Genomic DNA, 17,299 nt, shown 5'->3' with positions numbered 1-17,299 from the left:
AAAGGGGACGCCGAGAAGGGGGCGACATGACTGTGGACGCGCTGGAGGCAGCCCGCCGGTTGGCGCCGCGACTGGCCGCCCGCGCGGCGGAGCACGACCGGCAGGGCTCCTTCCCGGTCGACGACTTCGCCGACCTGCGGGAGGCCGGGCTCTTCGGGCTGATGGTGCCCCGGGAGCTGGGCGGAGCGGGGGCCACCTTCGCCGAGTACGCCGCCGTCGCCACCGAGCTGGCCCGGGGCAATGGCGCGACCGCCCTGGTGTTCAACATGCACGCCTCGGTCACCGGCGCGCTCGGCGCGGTCACCGAGGAACTGGCCGAGGCGCTGGGCGTGCCGCAGGAGGCGCTGGCCGCCCGGGACCGGCTGCTCCGCGCGGCGGCCGAGGGCTCCTGGTACGCGGTTGCGATGAGCGAACGCGGCGCGGGCGCCCGGTTGTCCCAGCTCAGCACGGTGTACGAGCCGGTGGACGAGGGCTGGCACATCAAGGGCAGCAAGACGTTCTGCTCCGGTGCCGGGCACCCCGACGGTTACCTGGTGGCCGCCCGCAGCGCCACCGACCAGTCCGTGGTCTCCCAGTTCCTCGTCCCGGCGGGTGCGGGGCTGACCGTCGAGCCCACCTGGGACTCCCTCGGCATGCGCGCCACCTCCTCGCACGACCTGCACCTGGACGTCAGCGTCCCGGCCGACCGGCTGCTCGGCGGGGTCGAGGGGCTGGCTCTGGTGGTCGCCCAGCTGATGCCGCACTGGCTGGTGGCCAGCTACGCCGCCGTCTACGTCGGGCTGGCCCGGGCGGCGATCGACGCGGCCGCGGAGCACCTGAACGCCCGCAACCTCGCCGGCCTGCCGGCGGTCCGGGCCCGGCTGGGCCGGGCGGACGCGGCGGTGGCGGCGGCCGGACTGGTGGTCGCCGAGGCGGCCCGTCGGGTCGACGAGGCGCCCGGCGACCCGGAGACGAACCGCTGGGTGTGGCGGGCCAAGCTGCTCGCCGGCACCACCGCCGCCGAGGTGGCGGCGTCCATGCTGGAGGCGGCGGGCACCTCGGCGACCCGCCGGGGACACCCCCTGGAGCGGCTCTACCGGGACGCCCGGTGCGGCTCGCTGCACCCGGCCACCTCGGACGTCTGCGCGGACTGGCTCGGCATCGCGGCGCTGGGCGGCGACCCGGACCGCGACGGATCGGCCCCTCGTTGGTGAGCGCGAGGAGTGAGCCGGGGTTGCGAGCCCCGCAGTCGCGAACGACGGCCGGTCCGGTGAGCGCGAGGAGTGAGCCGGGGTTGCGAGCCCCGCAGTCGCGAACGAAGGCCGGTCCGGTGAGCGCGAGGAGTGAGCCGGGGTTGCGAGCCCCGCAGTCGCGAACGAAGGCCGGTCGTTGGTGAGGGTGCAGGGGGAGCACGACGAGAGGTGGGGGAGATGTCCGTGCCGGTGATCGCGGGCCTGGGCACGGCGCAGCCGCCGGCCGCCGCCCAGGACGAGCTCTGGGAGGGCTTCTTCGCGAAGCACTTCTCCGGCACCACCCGGGCGCTGGCCGAGCGGATCTTCGCCAACTCCGGGGTGTCCCGCCGGCAGGCGGCGGTCAACCCGCTGCTGGAGGACGTCTCGGAGTGGCCGACCGAGCGTCGGATGCGGCGGTACCAGGTGGAGGCCCTGCCGCTGGGCAAGGAGGCGGTGGGTCGGGCGCTCACCGCGGCCGGCCTGGACGCCGGGGATGTCGGGCTCTTCGTGGTCTGCTCCTGCACCGGGTACGCCACCCCGGGGCTGGACATCCTGCTCGCCCGGGACCTGGGCATGGCCCCGGACACCCAGCGGATGTTCGTCGGGCACATGGGCTGCTACGCCGCCCTGCCGGGGCTCGGCGCGGCGAGCGACTTCGTCACCGCCCGGGGGCGGCCGGCGCTGCTGCTCTGCGCCGAGCTGACCAGCCTGCACATCCAGCCCGCCGGCGCGCGGGTGGACACCCAGCAGATCGTCTCGCACGCCCTCTTCTCGGACGCCGCGGTCGCCGCCGTGGTCGTCCCCGGCGGCCGGGGGTATGCGCTGCGCGAGGTCGCCTCGGTCACCGACACCTCGACCGCCGATCACATGACCTGGGACGTGACGGACACCGGCTTCCGGATGGGGTTGTCGCCGAAGGTCCCGCAGGTGCTCTCCCGCCACGTCCGGGGTCTGGTCGACGGCCTGCTCGCCCGGCACGGCCGGACGTCGTCCGAGGTGGACGGCTGGGCGGTGCATCCGGGCGGCCCCCGCATCCTGACCGTGGTGGAACGGGAGCTGGCGCTGCCGCCGGAGGCGCTGGCGGCGTCGCGGGCCGTCCTGGACGAGCACGGCAACTGCTCCTCGCCGACGGTGCTGCTGATCCTGGACCGGCTGCTCCGGGCGCCGACGCCGCCGGACCGGCTCGTGATGCTGGCGTTCGGCCCCGGCCTGACCCTGTACGCCGCTCTCCTCGAGCGCGGCGACTGACCGCCGCCGTTCGGGGCCGGACGGTGGGGCGGCCGGGCGCTACGCTCGCCGCATGGGCGCGAGGGCGGGCGACCGGTTGCGCGGTGGGCTGCTGGCCGGGTTGGCCGTGGGTGCCCTGGTCGCCGGGGGATGGTGGTGGCGGCACGCCGCACCGGCCACCGGCCCGGTCCCGTCGGCGCTCAGCTCCGCGCCGGCCACGCCGGTCCCGCCGTCGGGGGCCCGGCGGGTCCTCATCGACCCCGAGGACGGGCACATCATCCAGGGGCCGGAGGCCGATCTGGATGATGTGCTGGTGTTCCACCAGGAGTCCGGCGCCCCGAACGCGACGCTCGTCTCGCACACCGTCTGGGAGGACACCTCGCACCTCACCAAGAGTGATCGGCCGCTGATCCGGCAGACGTCCCCGTCGGCGGGGGAACGCTACCTGCTCGTGGTCGGCTGCGCGGGTGCCGGGAAGTTGACCGTCGCGTTCTCCGGTTCGGGGGACGAGGGGCCGGGTCAGCGGGTCACCTGTGCAGAGCTGCCGCTCACCGTCACGCTGACCGCAGCCGGGGGGCCGTTGCAGGTGCGGTTCACGGTGGCCGATGGCGAAGTCGACCTCGACGCCCGGCTGTCGGCCCTGTTCTGAGCCGACCGGCCGTCGTCAGCCGGCGAGGCCCGCCAGGTCGGCGCGGTAGTCCTCGACGGTCTCCAGCTCCGGCACCACCCGGACCAGGGTGCCCGCCCGGTCCACCAGCAGCGCGGTGGCGGCGCCGGCGTGGGGCGGGAGGTGGAGGTAGGCGCGCAGGCCGCCGGCCGGGTCGGCCAGGGCGCGTACCGGCGCTCCCGCCGACGACGGGGCGGGGCGTACGTCCCGGTCGCCGGTCACGGTGACCACGGTGATTCCCGGCGGCGCGGCGGTGGCCGCCTCCGCCACCTGGTCGGCGCAGGCGCAGGCGTCGACGAGGAGGATCACCGCCGGCAGCAGGGCGCGCAGCGGCACCGGGGAGTCGTCGGCGTCGACCAGGTCCAGCGCGGGGAGCGGCCCGACCGGGTTCGGCGTCGCCGGGTACGGGATGACCGTCGGGCTCCCGTCGGAGCGGGGCGACCGGGGCCAGGTGACCGCCGCCAGCCCGCCGAGGGTGGTCAGCACCGCGACCAGGAGGATCAGCACCGGCAGCGCGAGCGAGGGGCGGCCGTCGGGGCGGTGGGTTCGGCCCAGCCGGCGGCGCCAGGCGGCCCGCCGCCGTGACCGGCGCAGCTCGCGGCGGAGCTGGCGGGCCTCCTCGGCGAGCGCGGAGGCGTCGTCCGGTACGACCACCCGGCCCCACTCCGGGGGCAGGTCGGGCAGCCCGTCCGGTGGCCCGTGGCCTTCTGCGTCAGGCATGCCCATCGGACCCCCAGGAACCGTCGCGCTGAGCGGGCGTCGCGTCCACCTCAAGCGTCCCGCACCGATCGGCGTACCGCTACACCTGGGCGCACCTCCAATCGGCGGGATACCATGGAGGAGCGCATTGCCCTAGATATCGACGCTCCGATCACCCGTACCGGGTTGTCATCCGTTGGTCACGGAGCGTGTTGAAACCATCGGTTTGACCGCCTGTCAAGCTGAAGAAATACCTCTCACAGGGCCCCTGAGCTGCGCCAACGGTCAGGACAGCGGTGAGACATCGGTGCCTGAGCGTGTTACCCTAGACACAGCGAAAGGGGTTTCGAACCTATGGTTTTCAGTGTCGGCGAGACCGTTGTTTACCCCCACCACGGGGCCGCACTCATCGAGGCAATCGAGACTCGGGTCATCAAGGGCGAGCCTAAGCAGTACCTCGTCCTGAGGGTCGCGCAGGGTGACCTGACGGTCCGGGTGCCCGCCGAGAACGCCGAGATCGTGGGTGTGCGCGAGGTGGTCGGCGAAGAGGGCCTGGGCAAGGTCTTCGACGTGCTCCGTGCACCGCACACCGAGGAGCCGACCAACTGGTCGCGGCGTTACAAGGCGAATCTGGAGAAGCTGGCCTCCGGTAACCCGCTGAAGGTCGCCGAGGTCGTCCGCGACCTGTGGCGTCGGGAGCGGGAGCGGGGCCTGTCGGCGGGCGAGAAGCGCATGCTCGCCAAGGCCCGCGACATTCTCGTCGGCGAGGTCGCGCTGGCCGAGAAGAGTACCAAGGACGAGGCGGAGTCGCTGCTCGACAAGGTGCTGGGCGAGGCCTAGTCCCCACAGCATCGTCGTACCCACCCCGTAGCAAAGAAATCCGAGGACCGCGACGTGACCGCGCAGCTCAATCCGCGCGGTGACGTCGCGGTCCTCGTTCCTGCGGCGGGAGCCGGCGTGCGCCTCGGCCCGGGAGCGCCCAAGGCGCTCCGGCCGCTCGCCGGCGAGCCGCTCCTGGTGCACGCGGTACGCCGCATCGCCGCCGCCCCGTCGGTGCACACCATCGTGGTGGCCGCCCCGGCCGCCGACGTCGCGTCGGTCCGGTCGATGCTGGCCCCGGTGGCGCCGGTGACCGTGGTGCCCGGCGGCGCGGAGCGGCAGGCTTCGGTGGCGGCCGCGCTGGCCGCCGTCCCGGCCGGCCCGGAGATCGTCCTGGTGCACGACGCCGCCCGCGCCCTCACCCCGCCCGAACTGGTCGAGTCGGTGGCCGAGGCGGTCCGCTCCGGCCACGACGCGGTGATCCCGGTCCTTGCGGTGGTCGACACGATCAAGGAGGTCGACGCCGGTGAGCGGGTCCTCGGCACGGTCGACCGGTCCGCGCTGCGGGCCGTGCAGACGCCTCAGGGCTTCCGCCGGTCCGTGCTGGCCGCCGCGCACGCCGCGGCGGGTGACCCGCTGACCGACGACGCCGGCCTGGTCGAGAAGCAGGGCGTCGCGGTGGTCTGCGTGCCCGGCTCCGAGCACGCCCTCAAGATCACCCGGCCGTTCGACCTGGCCCTCGCCGAGCACCTGCTGGCGGCCGGCGCCTGACGCGTACCCTCGGCTCATGATCGTTCCTCGGGTGGCCATCGGCACGGACGTGCACGCCTTCGAAGCCGGCCGGCCCTGCTGGGTCGCCGGCCTGCACTGGCCGGACCAGGACGGCCTGGCCGGCCATTCCGACGCCGACGTGGCCGCGCACGCCGCCTGCAACGCGCTGCTCTCCGCGGCCGGCCTCGGCGACCTGGGCGCCAACTTCGGCGTCGACCAGCCCGAGTGGGCCGGCGCGCCCGGGGTGGCGCTGCTCACCGAGAGCGCCCGGCGGGTCCGCGCCGCCGGCTTCCGGATCGGCAACGTCTCGGTGCAGGTGATCGGCAACCGGCCGAAGATCGGTCCGCGCCGCGAGGAGGCGCAGCGGGTGCTCTCCGAGGCAGTCGGCGCCCCGGTCACCGTCTCCGCCGCCACCACCGACGGGCTCGGCTTCACCGGCCGCGGCGAGGGGCTCACCGGCATCGCGGTGGCCCTGGTGTACGAGGCCCCGGCCGCCTAGCGCGGCGACCGGGTCGCCCGGGTCCCGTTCGCTCCTCCGGCTCAGTCCACGTCGGTGCAGACGTTGTGCGTCGTGCCGTGGACCATCGTGATGGTCTTCTCGTAGGTCGGGCTGAACTCCACCACGAACTGGCCGTCGACGATCCACAGGCCCTTCGGCAGCGAGCCGGCGTTCTCCCGGAAGCCGAGCAGCACCGGTCCGGTCACGTACCAGGTCATCGAGCCGTCGGTGCGGTAGTCGACCAGCGCGCTGCCGCTCGCGTCCGCTGTGGAGGTGGCCCCGGTCTCCAGGTTCGTCACCCGATCGATCAGGGCGCCCCGGTACAGCTCCCGCTTCGGGGAGCCGTCCTCGTACGTCGCCAGCGTCAGCTTTCGGACCTCGTCCACGATCGGCTCCACCCGTACGGCGAAGTCGCACCGCGCTCCGGCCGGCAGCTCGAACGCCGCCTGCGGGGCCGGCTCCCAGGCACCCGGGGCGATGTCGTCGCTCGCGGCGGACGCCGAGCTGGGAACGGCCGCGACGAAGGAGGCTACTGCCGAGGCCACTGCCACGCTCATCCTGAACCGCATGATCACTCCATCCGTGCTTCCGAATCAGGGCCGGACCAGGATCACCAGCTCCGCTCACCACCCGCTCACCGCGCGCCGCGGGGTACACGCCGAACCGGGCCGGGCACCGTGCCTGTCGCCGCGGCACCCACCATTCGCGCACCGGCCGTGACAACCGCCGGCGCGGGCCAGCCTGTCCTGTTCGGTATGGAATTTCGACTGCTCGGACCCTTCGAGACCCGCCACGAGGGCGACCTCGTCGAGGTCGGATGCCGACGCCAGGAGCGCTGCCTCCTCGGTATCCTGCTGCTCGACGCGGGACGTGTGGTCACCACCGACCGCCTCGTCGACCTGCTGTGGAACGGCCGCCCGCCGGTTTCGGCGCGCGGCGCCCTGCAGACGTACATCGGGCGGTTGCGGGGGTCGCTGACGCCGTACGGGGTGCGGATCAGCACCCGGGGCGACGGGTATCTCGTCGAGGCGGACGGGCACCGGATCGACGTCGACGAGTTCGGCTGGCTCGTCCGGCAGGCCAGCGGCGCCGCCGATCCCGCCGAGCGGGTGCGCCTGCTCGACCGTGGGCTGGCGCTCTGGCGGGGACCGCTGCTCGCCGACGCGGCCGACGACGAGCTGCGGGACCGGCTCCACGGGACGGTCGAGGAGCTCCGGCTGGTCGGGTTCGAGCTGCGCGCCGAGGCGCAGCTCGCGCTGGGCCAGCACGCCCGCGCGATCGCCGAGCTGGTCCCGCTGGCCGCGCGGTACCCGAGCCGGGAGCAGCTCGTCGCCACCCTGATGACCGCGCTGTACCGGGGCGGCCGGCAGGCCGACGCGCTGCGGCTGTACCGGACCACCCGGGAGATGCTCGTGGACGAGCTCGGGATCGAGCCGGGGCCGAGACTGCGTGAGGTGCACCGCCGGATCCTCCGCGGCGACGACCGACTCGATCGGCCCGGGCGCCCGGTGTACGAGGTGCGGGTACGGGACGAGAGCCTGCCGTGGAGCGTGGGGGGCCATCCGGCGCTGGAGTTCTGCAACACCTTCGCCGGTTGGGGGCACGAACCGCCGCTGCCCGGCTCGGAGTGGCTGCGCGGCTACCCCACCCTGGCCGTGTGGGCCGGTCACGTCGGTCTGATCGATGACGTCTCGGTGAGCCGGCTCCTGCAGCTGGCCGGGCGGGACCCCGACCAGGCGGACGAGGTGCTCACCGAGGCCCGGCACCTCCGGGCCGAGCTGTACGCCTGCCTGACCGACCCGGACGACCGGCGGGCGTTCGACGTGGTCGCCCGGTACGCGGAGGCCGCCGCGAAGCAGTTGGTGTTCCGGCGCGACACCGACGGGCGCGGGCGCTGGTGGCCCGACCTCGCCGCCGGGCTCCGGTTGCCCCTGCACGCCGCCGCGTGGAGCGCCGCCCAACTGCTGGCCGATCCACGCCGGTTCACCGTCCGGACCTGTCCCGACGAGCGCTGCGGCTGGCTCTTCCTGGACGAAGCCGGGCTGCGACGCTGGTGCAGCCTGGGGACGTGCGGTCGCCCGGTCGCCCAGTCGCCCTGCCGCAGCGCCTGACCGGCCTTCCGCCGATCGGCTGGACGGTCGGATCGGCGGTGGCGGCTGTTCCGGGCGGCGGCGATCGGCGTTCCCGGGGGAGGGCGACTAGGCTCGCCGGGATGTCGAGTGACGCCGCCCCCGACCAGTCCGCCGCTGACGGCTACCTTCAGCGCGCGCAGCTCCTCGCCGAGCTGGGCCGCTACGAGGAGGCCGCCGGTGAGCTGGGCTTCGCCGTCGCCCTGGACCCGGCGAACGCCGAGGCGTTGACCATGCTGGCCCGGGTGCACCTCGCCGCCGACCGGTCGACCGAGGCGCTCACCGCCGCCGAGGCCGCGGTCGCCGCCGCCCCGGGCGCCGTACCGCCGCTGGTGGCGCGGGGGTTCGCGCTGGTCGACCTGGGCGAGTTCAAGGCCGCCGCGGGGACCGCCGACGAGATCCTGGCGCTCGGCCCGACCGACGCGTACGCCCAGCGCAGCGCCGCCGCGATCCTGGCCGGCTCGCGCAACGGGCAGCAGGCCCTCAACGCCGCCTGGCGGGGCGTCGAGCTGGCCCCGGAGGAGCCGCAGGCGCACCTGGTGCTCGGTCTGGTGTCGGCCCGGCTGGAGGTGTACGACCTCGCCGAACGGGCCTACCGGGAGGCGCTGCGGCTGGACCCGGAGCTGGCCGTGGCCCGGCACGACATGGGCGTGATCCGGCTGGAGCAGCGCCGCTACGCCGAAGCGCTGGAGCACCTGGTCGAGGCGGCCGCGATCGACCCGGCGGGGACCGACACTCGTCGTACCATCTCGGACGGTCTGCGCCGGCTGGTGCTCTACGGCGCCGGCTGGTCGCTGATCGCGACCGTGCTGGTCGCCTTCCTGGCTCCGGCCGGGCCGGGCTTCTCCCGGGTCTTCGCCGCGCTGGCCGCGCTCGGCGGGGCGCTGGTGGTGTGGCGCCACTCGACCCGGGTGCCGGGGCTGCTCCGCATGATCCTGCCCGGCCTGCTCCGCTCCGACCGGAGCCTGGCGCTGGCGGTCTACGCGGTGGCCGCCGGGCCGGTGCTGCTCCTGCTCTACGCGCTGGTCGGAACGCCGTGGCCGCTGGTCGCCGCGATCGTCGCCGCCGCGTTGGCCGAGCTCGCGGTCTTCGCCCGTTCCCTGCGCTGACCGGTGGTCGGGGTTTCGCGACCCCGATCGTGGCTACGGACGCCGCGCCCAGGTCCAGGCGTAGCCGGAGTCCTCGCAGGCCGATGCCGCGTCGCAGAGGTCGAGGGGCCGGAAGGTGTCGACCATGACGGCCAGTTCGTCGAAGAAGTCGACGCCGATGGAGCGCTCGGCGGCGCCCGGCTGGGGGCCGTGGGTGAAGCCGGACGGGTGCAGCGAGATCGAGCCCTGCTCGATGCCGGAGCCGCGCCGGGCCTCGTAGTTGCCGCCGGTGTAGAAGAGCATCTCGTCGGAGTCGACGTTGTGGTGGTTGTACGGCACCGGGATGGCGTCCGGGTGGTAGTCCACCTTGCGGGGCACGAACGAGCAGATCACGAAGTTCGGGCCCTGGAAGGTCTGGTGCACCGGCGGCGGCTGGTGGATGCGCCCGGTGATCGGCTCGAAGTCGTGGATGGAGAACGCCCACGGGTACATGTGCCCGTCCCAGCCGACCACGTCGAACGGGTGGTGGGCGTAGCCGTACTTCGTCCAACCGCGCCGGTGCCGGACCAGCACCTCGACGTCGGTCTCGTCGACCAGCAGCGGGGTGTCCGGCCCCCGGACGTCCCGCTCGCAGTACGGCGCGTGCTCCAGGAACTGGCCGCGGACCGAGAGGTAGCGCTTGGGCGGGCCGATGTGGCCGGCGGCCTCGACGGCGAGCAGCCGGGCGGGTTCGTCGCCGGTGGGCACCAGCCGGTGGATGGTTGAGGTGGGGATGATGACGTAGTCGCCGGCCACCGCGTCGAGCACGCCGAACGGGGACTCCACCCGCAGCGAGCCGGACTCCAGGTAGAGGCAGTGGTCGCCGGTGGCGTCGCGGAACAGCGGGGACGGCCGGTCGGCCAGCACGTACGCGATCCGGACGTCGTCGTTGGCGAGCAGGTACTGCCGGCCGAGCACCGGGTCCGCGCCGGCCCCGTCGAGCTTGTGGGTGCGCAGGTGGCGCGGCTTGAGCGGCAGGTTGGGCACCCGGGTGAAGCCGGGCGGGGTGAACTCCTCGGCGGCGACGATCGCGGTCGGCGCGTGCCGGTGGTAGAGCAGGGACGAGTCGGAGGAGAAGCCCTCCTGGCCGACCAGCTCCTCGGCGTAGAGGCTGCCGTCGGGCTGGCGGAACTGGGTGTGGCGCTTGCGGGGCACCTCGCCGACGCTACGGTAGTACGGCATCTCGCCTCCCGATATGTCGCGTTCTCCGGCCGGTGACGTCCGATAATCGGACGCTGTTGTCCGTTCCTTGTAGCGTCCCGTAAATTCTTGTCTCGTGTCAACGCAGGTGCCCCGCCTCTTCGCCGGTCTCGTCGACGACGCCGCCGTCTTCCCGCCCGGCAGCGCCGCGCTGCCCGACGCGGTGGTCGCCCACCGGCGGCACCGCAGCGCCTGGTACGCCGACCTGGTCGGCCCGCTGCTGCTGCCCGCCTCGACGCTGCCGGAGCTGCCCGACCTGCTCGACCCGGACGAGCCGGTGGCGGTCGGCGTCATCGGCGACGTGCCGATCGGCCAGCTCGACGCGGTGCTCGCCGAGGCCGACCCCCGGATCACCGCCCGGCAGGTCGAGGCGGCCGTCGCCAAGCGCGGCGAGGACCCGCAGCCGGGCCTGGCCGAGCTGGTCAAGCTCGCCGAGCGGCTGGGCGGCATCCCCGTGCACGCCGAGATCCCGCTGGCCTTCGGGCTGATGGGGGCGCTGGACGCGGTCGCCGAGGCGCGGGCCGGCGGGCTGCCGGTGGCGGCGAAGTTCCGCACCGGCGGCCTGGCCGCCGAGCTCTTCCCGACGCCGGTCGAGCTGGCCGCGGTGATCTCCGCCTGCCGCGACCGGGAGCTGCCGTTCAAGCTGACCGCCGGGCTGCACCACGCGGTGCGACACCGGGACCCGGAGACCGGCTTCACCCACCACGGCTTCGTCAACGTGCTCGCCGCCGCGCTCGCCGCCACCGACGGCGCCGAGGTGGACGCGGTGGCCGAGCTGCTCGCCGCCACGGACCCGGTCCGGCTGGTCGAGCGGGCGCGGGCCGACCGCGACGCGGAGCGTCCGCTCTGGATCGGGTACGGCTCGTGCAGCATTGAGGAACCACTGACCGATCTGATCCGGCTGGGGCTGGTGAACGGGGGCTACGAGCAATGACCTGGGTGACGGAAGCCAACGGTTCGCCGTACGGGGTGCGGAACCTGCCGTACGGGGTGTTCCGGCGCGGCGGGCAGGAGCCGCGGATCGGCGTACGGATCGGGGACTTCGTGCTGGACCTGGCCGGCGCGGAGGCGGCCGACCTGGTGCTGGCCGCAGGGGCGCTCGGCCGGCCCACGCTGAACGACTTCATGGCGCTGGGCCGCCCGCAGTGGATTGCCGTCCGGCAGCGGGTCACCGAGCTGCTCACCGACACCACCCACCGGCCGGCGGTGGAGCCGCTGCTGGTGCCGCTGCGCGCGGTGGAGCTGCTGCTCCCGTTCGAGGTCGCCGACTACGTCGACTTCTACTCGTCCGAGCACCACGCCGGCAACGTCGGGCAGATCTTCCGCCCCGGCCAGCCGCCGCTGCTGCCGAACTGGAAGCACGTGCCGATCGGCTACCACGGCCGGGCCGGGACGGTGGTGGTCTCCGGCACCCCGGTGGTCCGCCCCTGCGGGCAGCGGGCCAGCGCGCAGGGCCCGACCACCGGCCCCTCCCTACGCCTGGACATCGAGGCCGAGGTCGGCTTCGTGGTCGGCGTGCCGAGCGTGCTCGGCGACCGGGTCGCGGTGGCCGACTTCGCCGACCACGTCTTCGGCGTGGTGCTGGTCAACGACTGGTCCGCCCGGGACATCCAGGCCTGGGAGTACCAGCCGCTCGGGCCGTTCCTCGGCAAGTCCTTCGCCACCTCGGTCTCGGCCTGGGTGACGCCGCTGGACGCGCTGGCCGACGCCTTCGTGCCCGCCCCGGACCAGGACCCGCCGGTGCAGGAGTACCTGCACGACATCCCGCGCCTCGGGCTGGACCTCAGGCTGACGGTCGAGTGGAACGGCGAGCGGGTCAGCGAGCCGCCCTTCGCCACCATGTACTGGACGCCGGCCCAGCAGCTCGCCCACCTCACCGTCAACGGCGCGTCGCTGCGTACCGGCGACCTCTACGCCTCCGGCACCGTCTCCGGCCCGGACCGGAGCCAGGTCGGCTCGTTCCTGGAGCTGACCTGGGGCGGCGCCGAGCCGGTCAAGTTCGCCGACGGTGGCACCCGGACGTTCCTGGAGGACGGCGACACGGTCACCATCACGGCCACCGCGCCCGGCCCGGACGGCACCACGATCGCCCTGGGCGAGGTCACCGGGAGCATCCTCCCCGCCCGCTGAACCGGCCCCACCGCGATCCGCGCCGGGGCGATCCGGCGCTGAACCGACCCGTCCTCCGGTGCCCCGCCCGGGGCGCCGGTGGCGGAAATGTCACCGAGGGCTCCCCGTTTCCCGTTCACGCGCCGTACCGTGGACGACACGGGAGGTGTCATGTCGACGGTGACGGTTACCGCATTCATCGAAGCGCAGGACGTCGACGTCTGGCGGCTCCTCACCGACCTCGCCGGCCGGGCCGGCTGGCTCTCCGGCGTCGGCGCGGTGGAGGTGCTCACCACCGGGGGCTTCGCCGCCGGCACCGCCTGGCGGGAGACCCGGGTCCGCCCGGGCGGCGACGAGGAGTCCGAGGAGTTCCTCGTGGTGGAGGCCGTCGCGCCGCACCGGCTGGTGCTCAGCTCCCGGGGTGCCGGCGTGGACTACCGGATCACCTGGACGCTGCGGACGGTCGAGCGGCGCCGGCGCGGCTGCACCCAGGTCACCGTCGAGCAGGAGGCGGTGCCGACCGCCCCGTACGGCCGGGTGCTGGCCCTGATCCTCGGCGGCCTCGCCGCCCGCGCGGTCGAGGGCGCCCTCCGGCGCGACCTGGCCGACCTGGCCCGCGCCGTCGCCCCCGCCTCCTCCGCCGAGGCCGCCTGACCCGACCCGCCTCCACCTGACAGGGGGATGCGGGGTTCTCGGGCAACTCCAGCTCGGCGCGTCTGGCGCCGCGCTGCGACCTGGAGCCGCCGCTGGGTAGGGTGCCGGGCGGAGGTGCGGCATGGGGTTCCCCACGGGACGACGGCGGGTCGTGACGGCGCTCGCGGCGGTACTCGCCGTCGGCGCGGTCGCCGCGGTCGTCTACCGGGTCCTCGCCCCTGCCGAGGTGAGCACGGTCGCCCGGGGCGCCTACCCGCCCGCGGCCACCCCCGAGGTCGGGGTGATCGGCCGGCTGCCGGTGGCCCCGCTGATCGTGGACGGCCGGCTCCGGGTCTACGCCGGCACCCGCCAGGTGTACGCCGACCAGCCGGTCGACGGGAAGCACCGGGTCACCCCGTTCTGGTCGTACCGGCGCTGGCCGGCGAAGCTCGTCGGCGTGCTGGCCAGCGGCACCACGGTGGTCAGCCGCTGGTCCGACGGGACCCTCGTGGCGCTGGACGCCCGGACCGGGCGGGTCGCCTGGCGGGCGGACGGGCCGGAGCCGGAGCCGGTGCCGAAGCCCCGGCGTACCTTCGCGTCGACGGTCTGGGACCAGGCGGGGCTGCACGTCACCCGTACCGCCGACGGCCGCGCGGTGCTGGTGGCCGCCGGCCGGCGGCAGGTGGGCGGGTTCGCGCTGGCCGACGGCCGGCAGCTCTGGCGGGCCGACCTCCAGGGTGGCTGCCGTACCGACGTGGGGACCACCGCGACCGGCGAGCTGATCGCCGTGGACGGCTGCGCCGGCCCGGCGACGGTCGAGTTCCGGGACGCGGCGACCGGGGCGGTACGCACCCGCTGGCGCCCCCCGGGCGGCGCGAACGAGCTGGTGGTGACCCCGGTGGGCTGCGTCGACGGGCACTCGGAGTGCCGGGGGCTGCGGACCGCCGGGCCCGGCGACGACGCCGGCCGGGGCTGGCTGGTCGGGGTCGGCGAGCCGGTCGCCGCGCCCGGCCTGGACGGGCCGGACGCCGAACTCGCCGGCGAACGGGCCGTCGGCAGCACCGGTGGGGTGCTGACCGGGCGGTCGGCGCGGACCGGCGAGGAGCTGTGGCGGCGGGCCGACCTCGGGCCGGTGCGGATCATCGCCGCGCAGCCCGGTCGGGTGCACCTGCTGACCGAGCGGAACGACCTGGTCACCCTCGACCCGAGCACCGGCGCCGGGCGGTCCCGCTTCGCGATGGACATCGGCCGAGACGGGGTGGGCTGGGTGCCCGGGCGGGCGTACGCGGCGGACGGCTACCTCGCCGTGGAACGGGTCCGGGAGCAGGCCACCCCGGACTCGGACGACCAGGCGTACTTCCTGATGTCGGAGCCGGTGCTGCTCACCGCGACCTGACCGGGTCGGGTCGCGGCGAGCAGCCCGGTCAGGCCAGCGCCGACTCGGCGGCGGCGAGGAAGGCGTCGTTCTCGGCCGGGGTGCCGATGGTGACCCGCACCCCGTCGCCGGCGAACGGCCGGACGATCACGCCGCGGGCCTCGCACGCCTTGCCGAACTCGACGGCCCGGTCGCCCAACGGCAGCCAGACGAAGTTGGCCTGGCTGGCCGGCACGTCCGGGACGAACTTGCGCACCGCCTCGGTGACCCGGTCCCGCTCGGCGACGACCAGCGCGCACCGGCGCTCCACCTCGTCGGCCTGGGCCAGCGCGGCCAGCGCGCCGGCCTGGGCGGCCATGCTGGTGGAGAAGGGCGTGACCACCTTGCGGACGGCGGCGGCCACCTCCGGGGCGGCGACGAGGAAGCCGATCCGCAGGCCGGCCAGGCCCCACGCCTTGGACAGGGTGCGCAGCACGACGACGTTCGGCCGGTCCAGGTAGGTCAGGCCGTCCGGCACCTCGGGGTCGGTGACGAACTCCCGGTACGCCTCGTCGATCACCACCAGCACGTCCTCCGGCACCGCGTCGAGGAAGCGGTCCAGCTCCGCCTTGCGCACGGCGGTGCCGGTCGGGTTGTTCGGGTTGCAGACCAGGATCATCCGGGTCCGGTCGGTCACCGCCGCGGCCATCGAGGCGAGGTCGTGGCCGTGCCCGGCGTCGTTGGGCACCCGCACGCTGGTCGCGCCGCTGGTCGCGGCGATGATCGGGTACGCCTCGAAGGACCGCCACGAGTAGAGCAGCTCGTCGCCGGGGAGGCAGGTGGCCCGGACCAGGTGCTCGGCCAGCGCCACCGAGCCGCAGCCGGTGGCGATCCGCTCGGCGTCCACGCCGTACCGCTCGGCCAGGGCCTGGCGCAGCGCCACCACGCCCATGTCCGGGTAGCGGTGCGAGCCGGCGGCCGCCTCGGCGACCGCCTCCACCACGCCGGGCAGCGGGCCGTACGGCACCTCGTTGCTGGCCAGCTTGATCGCCTCGGGCAGGCCCAGCTCGCGGGCCAGGTCGGCCGGGCTCCGGCCGGGCACGTAGTTGGGGAGCGCGTCGAGGTCGGCGCGGGTCAGCCGCAGCGGCGGCTGGTGACGTCCGGTGTCGGTCATGGGGTGTCTCCCGGTGGGTTGGCGCGGTCGCGCGGGGCGGTACGGGTGTCGGGCTTGCCGCGGGGGACCTGGACCACCACGGTCTGGGCGCGCTTGTCGTGCAGCGCCTGGCGCAGCGGATGGTCGAAGAGCGGGGAGACCGCGTCGATGAACTGGAGCAGCAGCCCGAAGCCGGCGCAGTACCAGAGCAGGGTGGGCAGGCCCAGGGTGCTCCACCGCCGGGTCGCCCGCCCGAAGCCGAGTGGCTGGTCGGCCTCGATCGGCACCGCCCGGACCCGCATCACCCGCTTGCCGAAGGTCTGCCCGCTGGCGGCCATCGCCGGCACCTCGTAGGCGAACCACAGCGCGGCGGCGATCAGCACGATGGCGAGCCACAGCGCGTCGGTCTGCGCGCCGGCGGGCGGTGGCGGCGCGGTGGTGGTGTCACCCGTCTCGGCCCGCCGCCAGAGCTCCTGCCAGAACGGAGCGACCTCAGCGATGAGGCGCCAGACGAACCAGCCGTTCACGGCGACGTTGAGCAGGAGCAGGATGCCGAAGTCGATCAGGCGGGCGACCAGTCGGACGCCGTACGAGGCGAGCGGCAGCCCGTGCGGGCGCGGCTCGGGCGGCCGTCCCGGCCAGGTCGGGTACGGCCAGCCGGGCGGCGGTCCCTGCGGGTGCCCCGGTCCGGGGGCGTACCCCGGTCCCGGCCAGGGCCCCGGGCCGGGCTGCGCCGCGCCCGGGTGACCGGGGTGCGGTCCGGGGCCGGGGCCGGCGGAGACGGGGGCCGGGGACGGCGGGGCGGCCGGGGGCGCCGGGGTCGGTTCGGCCGGCGGCGGGCCCTCGGGTGGGGTGGCGTCGACCGGGATCGGCGCGCCGATCCACCCCTCGCCGTCCCAGTACCGTCTGGTCTCGGGCTCGGCGGGGTCGACGTACCAACCAGGTTGCACTGTCACGGAGCAACCTTAACTACGACGGTGCCCGCGAACTTGTCGTGCAGGCATTGCTGCCAGGGCTTGTCCCAGACCTGCCAGAGCCCGTCGACGTAGTTGAGGAAGGGAACCAGCGAGCCGGCCACGAACTCGATCAGGTACCGCTTGCCCGCCATGCCCCGGGTCAGGGTCCGCGCCGGGTCGACCGGCACGATCCGGATCTTCATCGCCTTCTTGCCGAGCGTCTGCCCGGTCCGGTGGGCGTACTCGACGTGGTAGAGCCAGTAGAAGACGAAGAGCACCAGGATCAGTCCGGCCTCGGCGAGCAGCAGCGGGACGACGAAGTCGCTCATCATCCGCGCCGGGTCGGGCTCGGTCATCGTCCCGTCCGGGTTGACCTTCAGCATCTCGGTGAACATGCGGTACCAGATCCAGCCGAAGAACGGTACGAAGAGCACGATCGCCAGCAGGCTCGCCACGGCGGTGTCGATCAGCCAGGCGAGCAGCCGGTCGGTGAAGCTGGCCAGCGGCTGGCCGTTCGGGGCCAGCGGCGGGGGCGGATAGCCCGGGTGCTGGTAGCCCGGGTGCGGCGCCCAGCCGGGCCCGGGCCCGGGGTAGGCCGGCAGTCCGGCGTACGTGGGCGGGGTGTGCTGCCCCGGCACGGCGTACCGCAGGGGGGCGGCGCCGGTGGGCGGCGCGAAGCCGCCGCCCGCGGGCGGGGGCCCGGCGGGCGGCGGCGTGCTGTTCGGGGGAGGCTGCGTCACGCGGA

The 17,299-nt window shown here is 74.7% G+C and carries 18 protein-coding genes; 12 read left to right on the top strand and 6 right to left on the bottom strand.

What is annotated here, in order from left to right; genetic code table 11:
- Positions 1–26: 26 nt before the first annotated feature.
- The 3 genes from EV384_RS01970 (at position 27) to EV384_RS01960 (ending at position 3,087) form a co-directional block, all read left to right on the top strand.
- Positions 27–1,193 (top strand): acyl-CoA dehydrogenase family protein, encoded by a 1,167-nt coding sequence (locus EV384_RS01970; RefSeq protein ID WP_130329553.1) that lies wholly within the window; start codon positions 27–29, stop codon positions 1,191–1,193.
- 207 nt (positions 1,194–1,400) lie between these two features.
- Positions 1,401–2,459 (top strand): type III polyketide synthase, encoded by a 1,059-nt coding sequence (locus tag EV384_RS01965; RefSeq protein ID WP_130329551.1) that lies wholly within the window; start codon positions 1,401–1,403, stop codon positions 2,457–2,459.
- Between the two features lie 52 nt (positions 2,460–2,511).
- On the top strand, positions 2,512–3,087 hold the full coding sequence (locus EV384_RS01960; protein WP_130329549.1) for a hypothetical protein: 576 nt from the start codon (positions 2,512–2,514) through the stop codon (positions 3,085–3,087).
- A gap of 15 nt (positions 3,088–3,102) precedes the next feature.
- Here the strand turns inward: EV384_RS01960 and EV384_RS01955 are convergent, their stop codons facing one another.
- The gene (locus EV384_RS01955) at positions 3,103–3,831 is read right to left on the bottom strand and encodes a hypothetical protein (RefSeq protein WP_130329547.1); all 729 of its coding nucleotides are present in this window, start codon (positions 3,829–3,831) and stop codon (positions 3,103–3,105) included.
- Between the two features lie 327 nt (positions 3,832–4,158).
- On the opposite strand from EV384_RS01955, the gene EV384_RS01950 reads away from it, so the two are divergent.
- Genes EV384_RS01950 through ispF form a run of 3 tightly spaced genes read left to right on the top strand, consistent with a single transcriptional unit; the run spans position 4,159 to position 5,893 of the window.
- The gene (locus tag EV384_RS01950; protein WP_089012187.1) at positions 4,159–4,644 is read left to right on the top strand and encodes a CarD family transcriptional regulator; all 486 of its coding nucleotides are present in this window, start codon (positions 4,159–4,161) and stop codon (positions 4,642–4,644) included.
- 54 nt (positions 4,645–4,698) lie between these two features.
- Positions 4,699–5,394 (top strand): 2-C-methyl-D-erythritol 4-phosphate cytidylyltransferase, encoded by a 696-nt coding sequence (ispD, locus tag EV384_RS01945; protein WP_130329545.1) that lies wholly within the window; start codon positions 4,699–4,701, stop codon positions 5,392–5,394.
- Between the two features lie 16 nt (positions 5,395–5,410).
- Positions 5,411–5,893, top strand: coding sequence for a 2-C-methyl-D-erythritol 2,4-cyclodiphosphate synthase (ispF, locus tag EV384_RS01940; protein WP_130329543.1), 483 nt, complete (start codon positions 5,411–5,413; stop codon positions 5,891–5,893).
- 41 nt (positions 5,894–5,934) lie between these two features.
- Here ispF and EV384_RS01935 read toward each other — a convergent pair whose 3' ends face one another.
- On the bottom strand, positions 5,935–6,462 hold the full coding sequence (locus EV384_RS01935; protein ID WP_130329541.1) for a hypothetical protein: 528 nt from the start codon (positions 6,460–6,462) through the stop codon (positions 5,935–5,937).
- A 186-nt stretch (positions 6,463–6,648) separates the two neighbouring features.
- On the opposite strand from EV384_RS01935, the gene EV384_RS01930 reads away from it, so the two are divergent.
- Together EV384_RS01930 and EV384_RS01925 are read left to right on the top strand one after the other, a co-directional pair.
- Positions 6,649–8,004 (top strand): AfsR/SARP family transcriptional regulator, encoded by a 1,356-nt coding sequence (locus EV384_RS01930; RefSeq protein WP_130329539.1) that lies wholly within the window; start codon positions 6,649–6,651, stop codon positions 8,002–8,004.
- Between the two features lie 101 nt (positions 8,005–8,105).
- Positions 8,106–9,131, top strand: coding sequence for a tetratricopeptide repeat protein (locus tag EV384_RS01925; RefSeq protein ID WP_130329537.1), 1,026 nt, complete (start codon positions 8,106–8,108; stop codon positions 9,129–9,131).
- 33 nt (positions 9,132–9,164) lie between these two features.
- On the opposite strand, the gene EV384_RS01920 is transcribed toward EV384_RS01925, so the two are convergent.
- A complete protein-coding gene (locus tag EV384_RS01920; protein ID WP_130329535.1) occupies positions 9,165–10,331 on the bottom strand; it encodes a homogentisate 1,2-dioxygenase in 1,167 nt (388 codons plus the stop codon).
- A gap of 94 nt (positions 10,332–10,425) precedes the next feature.
- Here EV384_RS01920 and EV384_RS01915 point away from each other — a divergent pair, with 94 nt between their 5' ends.
- The 4 genes from EV384_RS01915 (at position 10,426) to EV384_RS01900 (ending at position 14,487) form a co-directional block, all read left to right on the top strand.
- Positions 10,426–11,283: a hypothetical protein gene (locus EV384_RS01915; protein WP_130329533.1), complete on the top strand. Its 858-nt coding sequence runs from the start codon at positions 10,426–10,428 to the stop codon at positions 11,281–11,283.
- Entirely contained in the window at positions 11,280–12,479 is a 1,200-nt protein-coding gene (gene fahA / locus EV384_RS01910; protein ID WP_130329531.1) for a fumarylacetoacetase, read from the top strand. Before EV384_RS01915 ends, fahA begins: the two co-directional genes overlap by 4 nt.
- A 150-nt stretch (positions 12,480–12,629) precedes the next feature.
- Positions 12,630–13,112, top strand: a complete 483-nt coding sequence (locus tag EV384_RS01905) for an SRPBCC family protein (protein ID WP_130329529.1) — start codon at positions 12,630–12,632, stop codon at positions 13,110–13,112.
- Between the two features lie 121 nt (positions 13,113–13,233).
- Positions 13,234–14,487 carry an outer membrane protein assembly factor BamB family protein gene (locus EV384_RS01900; RefSeq protein WP_130329527.1) on the top strand — a complete coding sequence of 418 codons (1,254 nt, stop codon included), beginning with the start codon at positions 13,234–13,236 and terminating at the stop codon, positions 14,485–14,487.
- Between the two features lie 28 nt (positions 14,488–14,515).
- On the opposite strand, the gene hisC is transcribed toward EV384_RS01900, so the two are convergent.
- Genes hisC through EV384_RS01885 form a run of 3 tightly spaced genes read right to left on the bottom strand, consistent with a single transcriptional unit; the run spans position 14,516 to position 17,294 of the window.
- Positions 14,516–15,619, bottom strand: a complete 1,104-nt coding sequence (hisC, locus tag EV384_RS01895; protein ID WP_130329525.1) for a histidinol-phosphate transaminase — start codon at positions 15,617–15,619, stop codon at positions 14,516–14,518.
- Positions 15,616–16,554 carry an RDD family protein gene (locus tag EV384_RS01890; RefSeq protein ID WP_130329523.1) on the bottom strand — a complete coding sequence of 313 codons (939 nt, stop codon included), beginning with the start codon at positions 16,552–16,554 and terminating at the stop codon, positions 15,616–15,618. Before EV384_RS01890 ends, hisC begins: the two co-directional genes overlap by 4 nt.
- Positions 16,551–17,294 (bottom strand): RDD family protein, encoded by a 744-nt coding sequence (locus EV384_RS01885; protein WP_130329521.1) that lies wholly within the window; start codon positions 17,292–17,294, stop codon positions 16,551–16,553. Before EV384_RS01885 ends, EV384_RS01890 begins: the two co-directional genes overlap by 4 nt.
- Positions 17,295–17,299: the final 5 nt, after the last annotated feature.

Source organism: Micromonospora kangleipakensis, from assembly GCF_004217615.1.
Classification (GTDB): Bacteria; Actinomycetota; Actinomycetes; order Mycobacteriales; family Micromonosporaceae; genus Micromonospora; species Micromonospora kangleipakensis.
This window is presented reverse-complemented; position numbering and strand designations above follow the sequence as displayed.

Bases quoted from the DNA above. Each gene is read 5' to 3' on its own strand.
- EV384_RS01970 (WP_130329553.1), top strand. From the start codon at position 27: ATGACTGTGGACGCGCTGGAGGCAGCCCGCCGGTTGGCGCCGCGACTG.
- EV384_RS01960 (WP_130329549.1), top strand. From the start codon at position 2,512: ATGGGCGCGAGGGCGGGCGACCGGTTGCGCGGTGGGCTGCTGGCCGGG.
- EV384_RS01955 (WP_130329547.1), bottom strand. From the start codon at position 3,831: ATGGGCATGCCTGACGCAGAAGGCCACGGGCCACCGGACGGGCTGCCC.
- EV384_RS01950 (WP_089012187.1), top strand. From the start codon at position 4,159: ATGGTTTTCAGTGTCGGCGAGACCGTTGTTTACCCCCACCACGGGGCC.
- ispF (WP_130329543.1), top strand. From the start codon at position 5,411: ATGATCGTTCCTCGGGTGGCCATCGGCACGGACGTGCACGCCTTCGAA.
- EV384_RS01935 (WP_130329541.1), bottom strand. From the start codon at position 6,462: ATGCGGTTCAGGATGAGCGTGGCAGTGGCCTCGGCAGTAGCCTCCTTC.
- EV384_RS01930 (WP_130329539.1), top strand. From the start codon at position 6,649: ATGGAATTTCGACTGCTCGGACCCTTCGAGACCCGCCACGAGGGCGAC.
- EV384_RS01925 (WP_130329537.1), top strand. From the start codon at position 8,106: ATGTCGAGTGACGCCGCCCCCGACCAGTCCGCCGCTGACGGCTACCTT.
- EV384_RS01920 (WP_130329535.1), bottom strand. From the start codon at position 10,331: ATGCCGTACTACCGTAGCGTCGGCGAGGTGCCCCGCAAGCGCCACACC.
- fahA (WP_130329531.1), top strand. From the start codon at position 11,280: ATGACCTGGGTGACGGAAGCCAACGGTTCGCCGTACGGGGTGCGGAAC.
- EV384_RS01905 (WP_130329529.1), top strand. From the start codon at position 12,630: ATGTCGACGGTGACGGTTACCGCATTCATCGAAGCGCAGGACGTCGAC.
- EV384_RS01900 (WP_130329527.1), top strand. From the start codon at position 13,234: ATGGGGTTCCCCACGGGACGACGGCGGGTCGTGACGGCGCTCGCGGCG.
- hisC (WP_130329525.1), bottom strand. From the start codon at position 15,619: ATGACCGACACCGGACGTCACCAGCCGCCGCTGCGGCTGACCCGCGCC.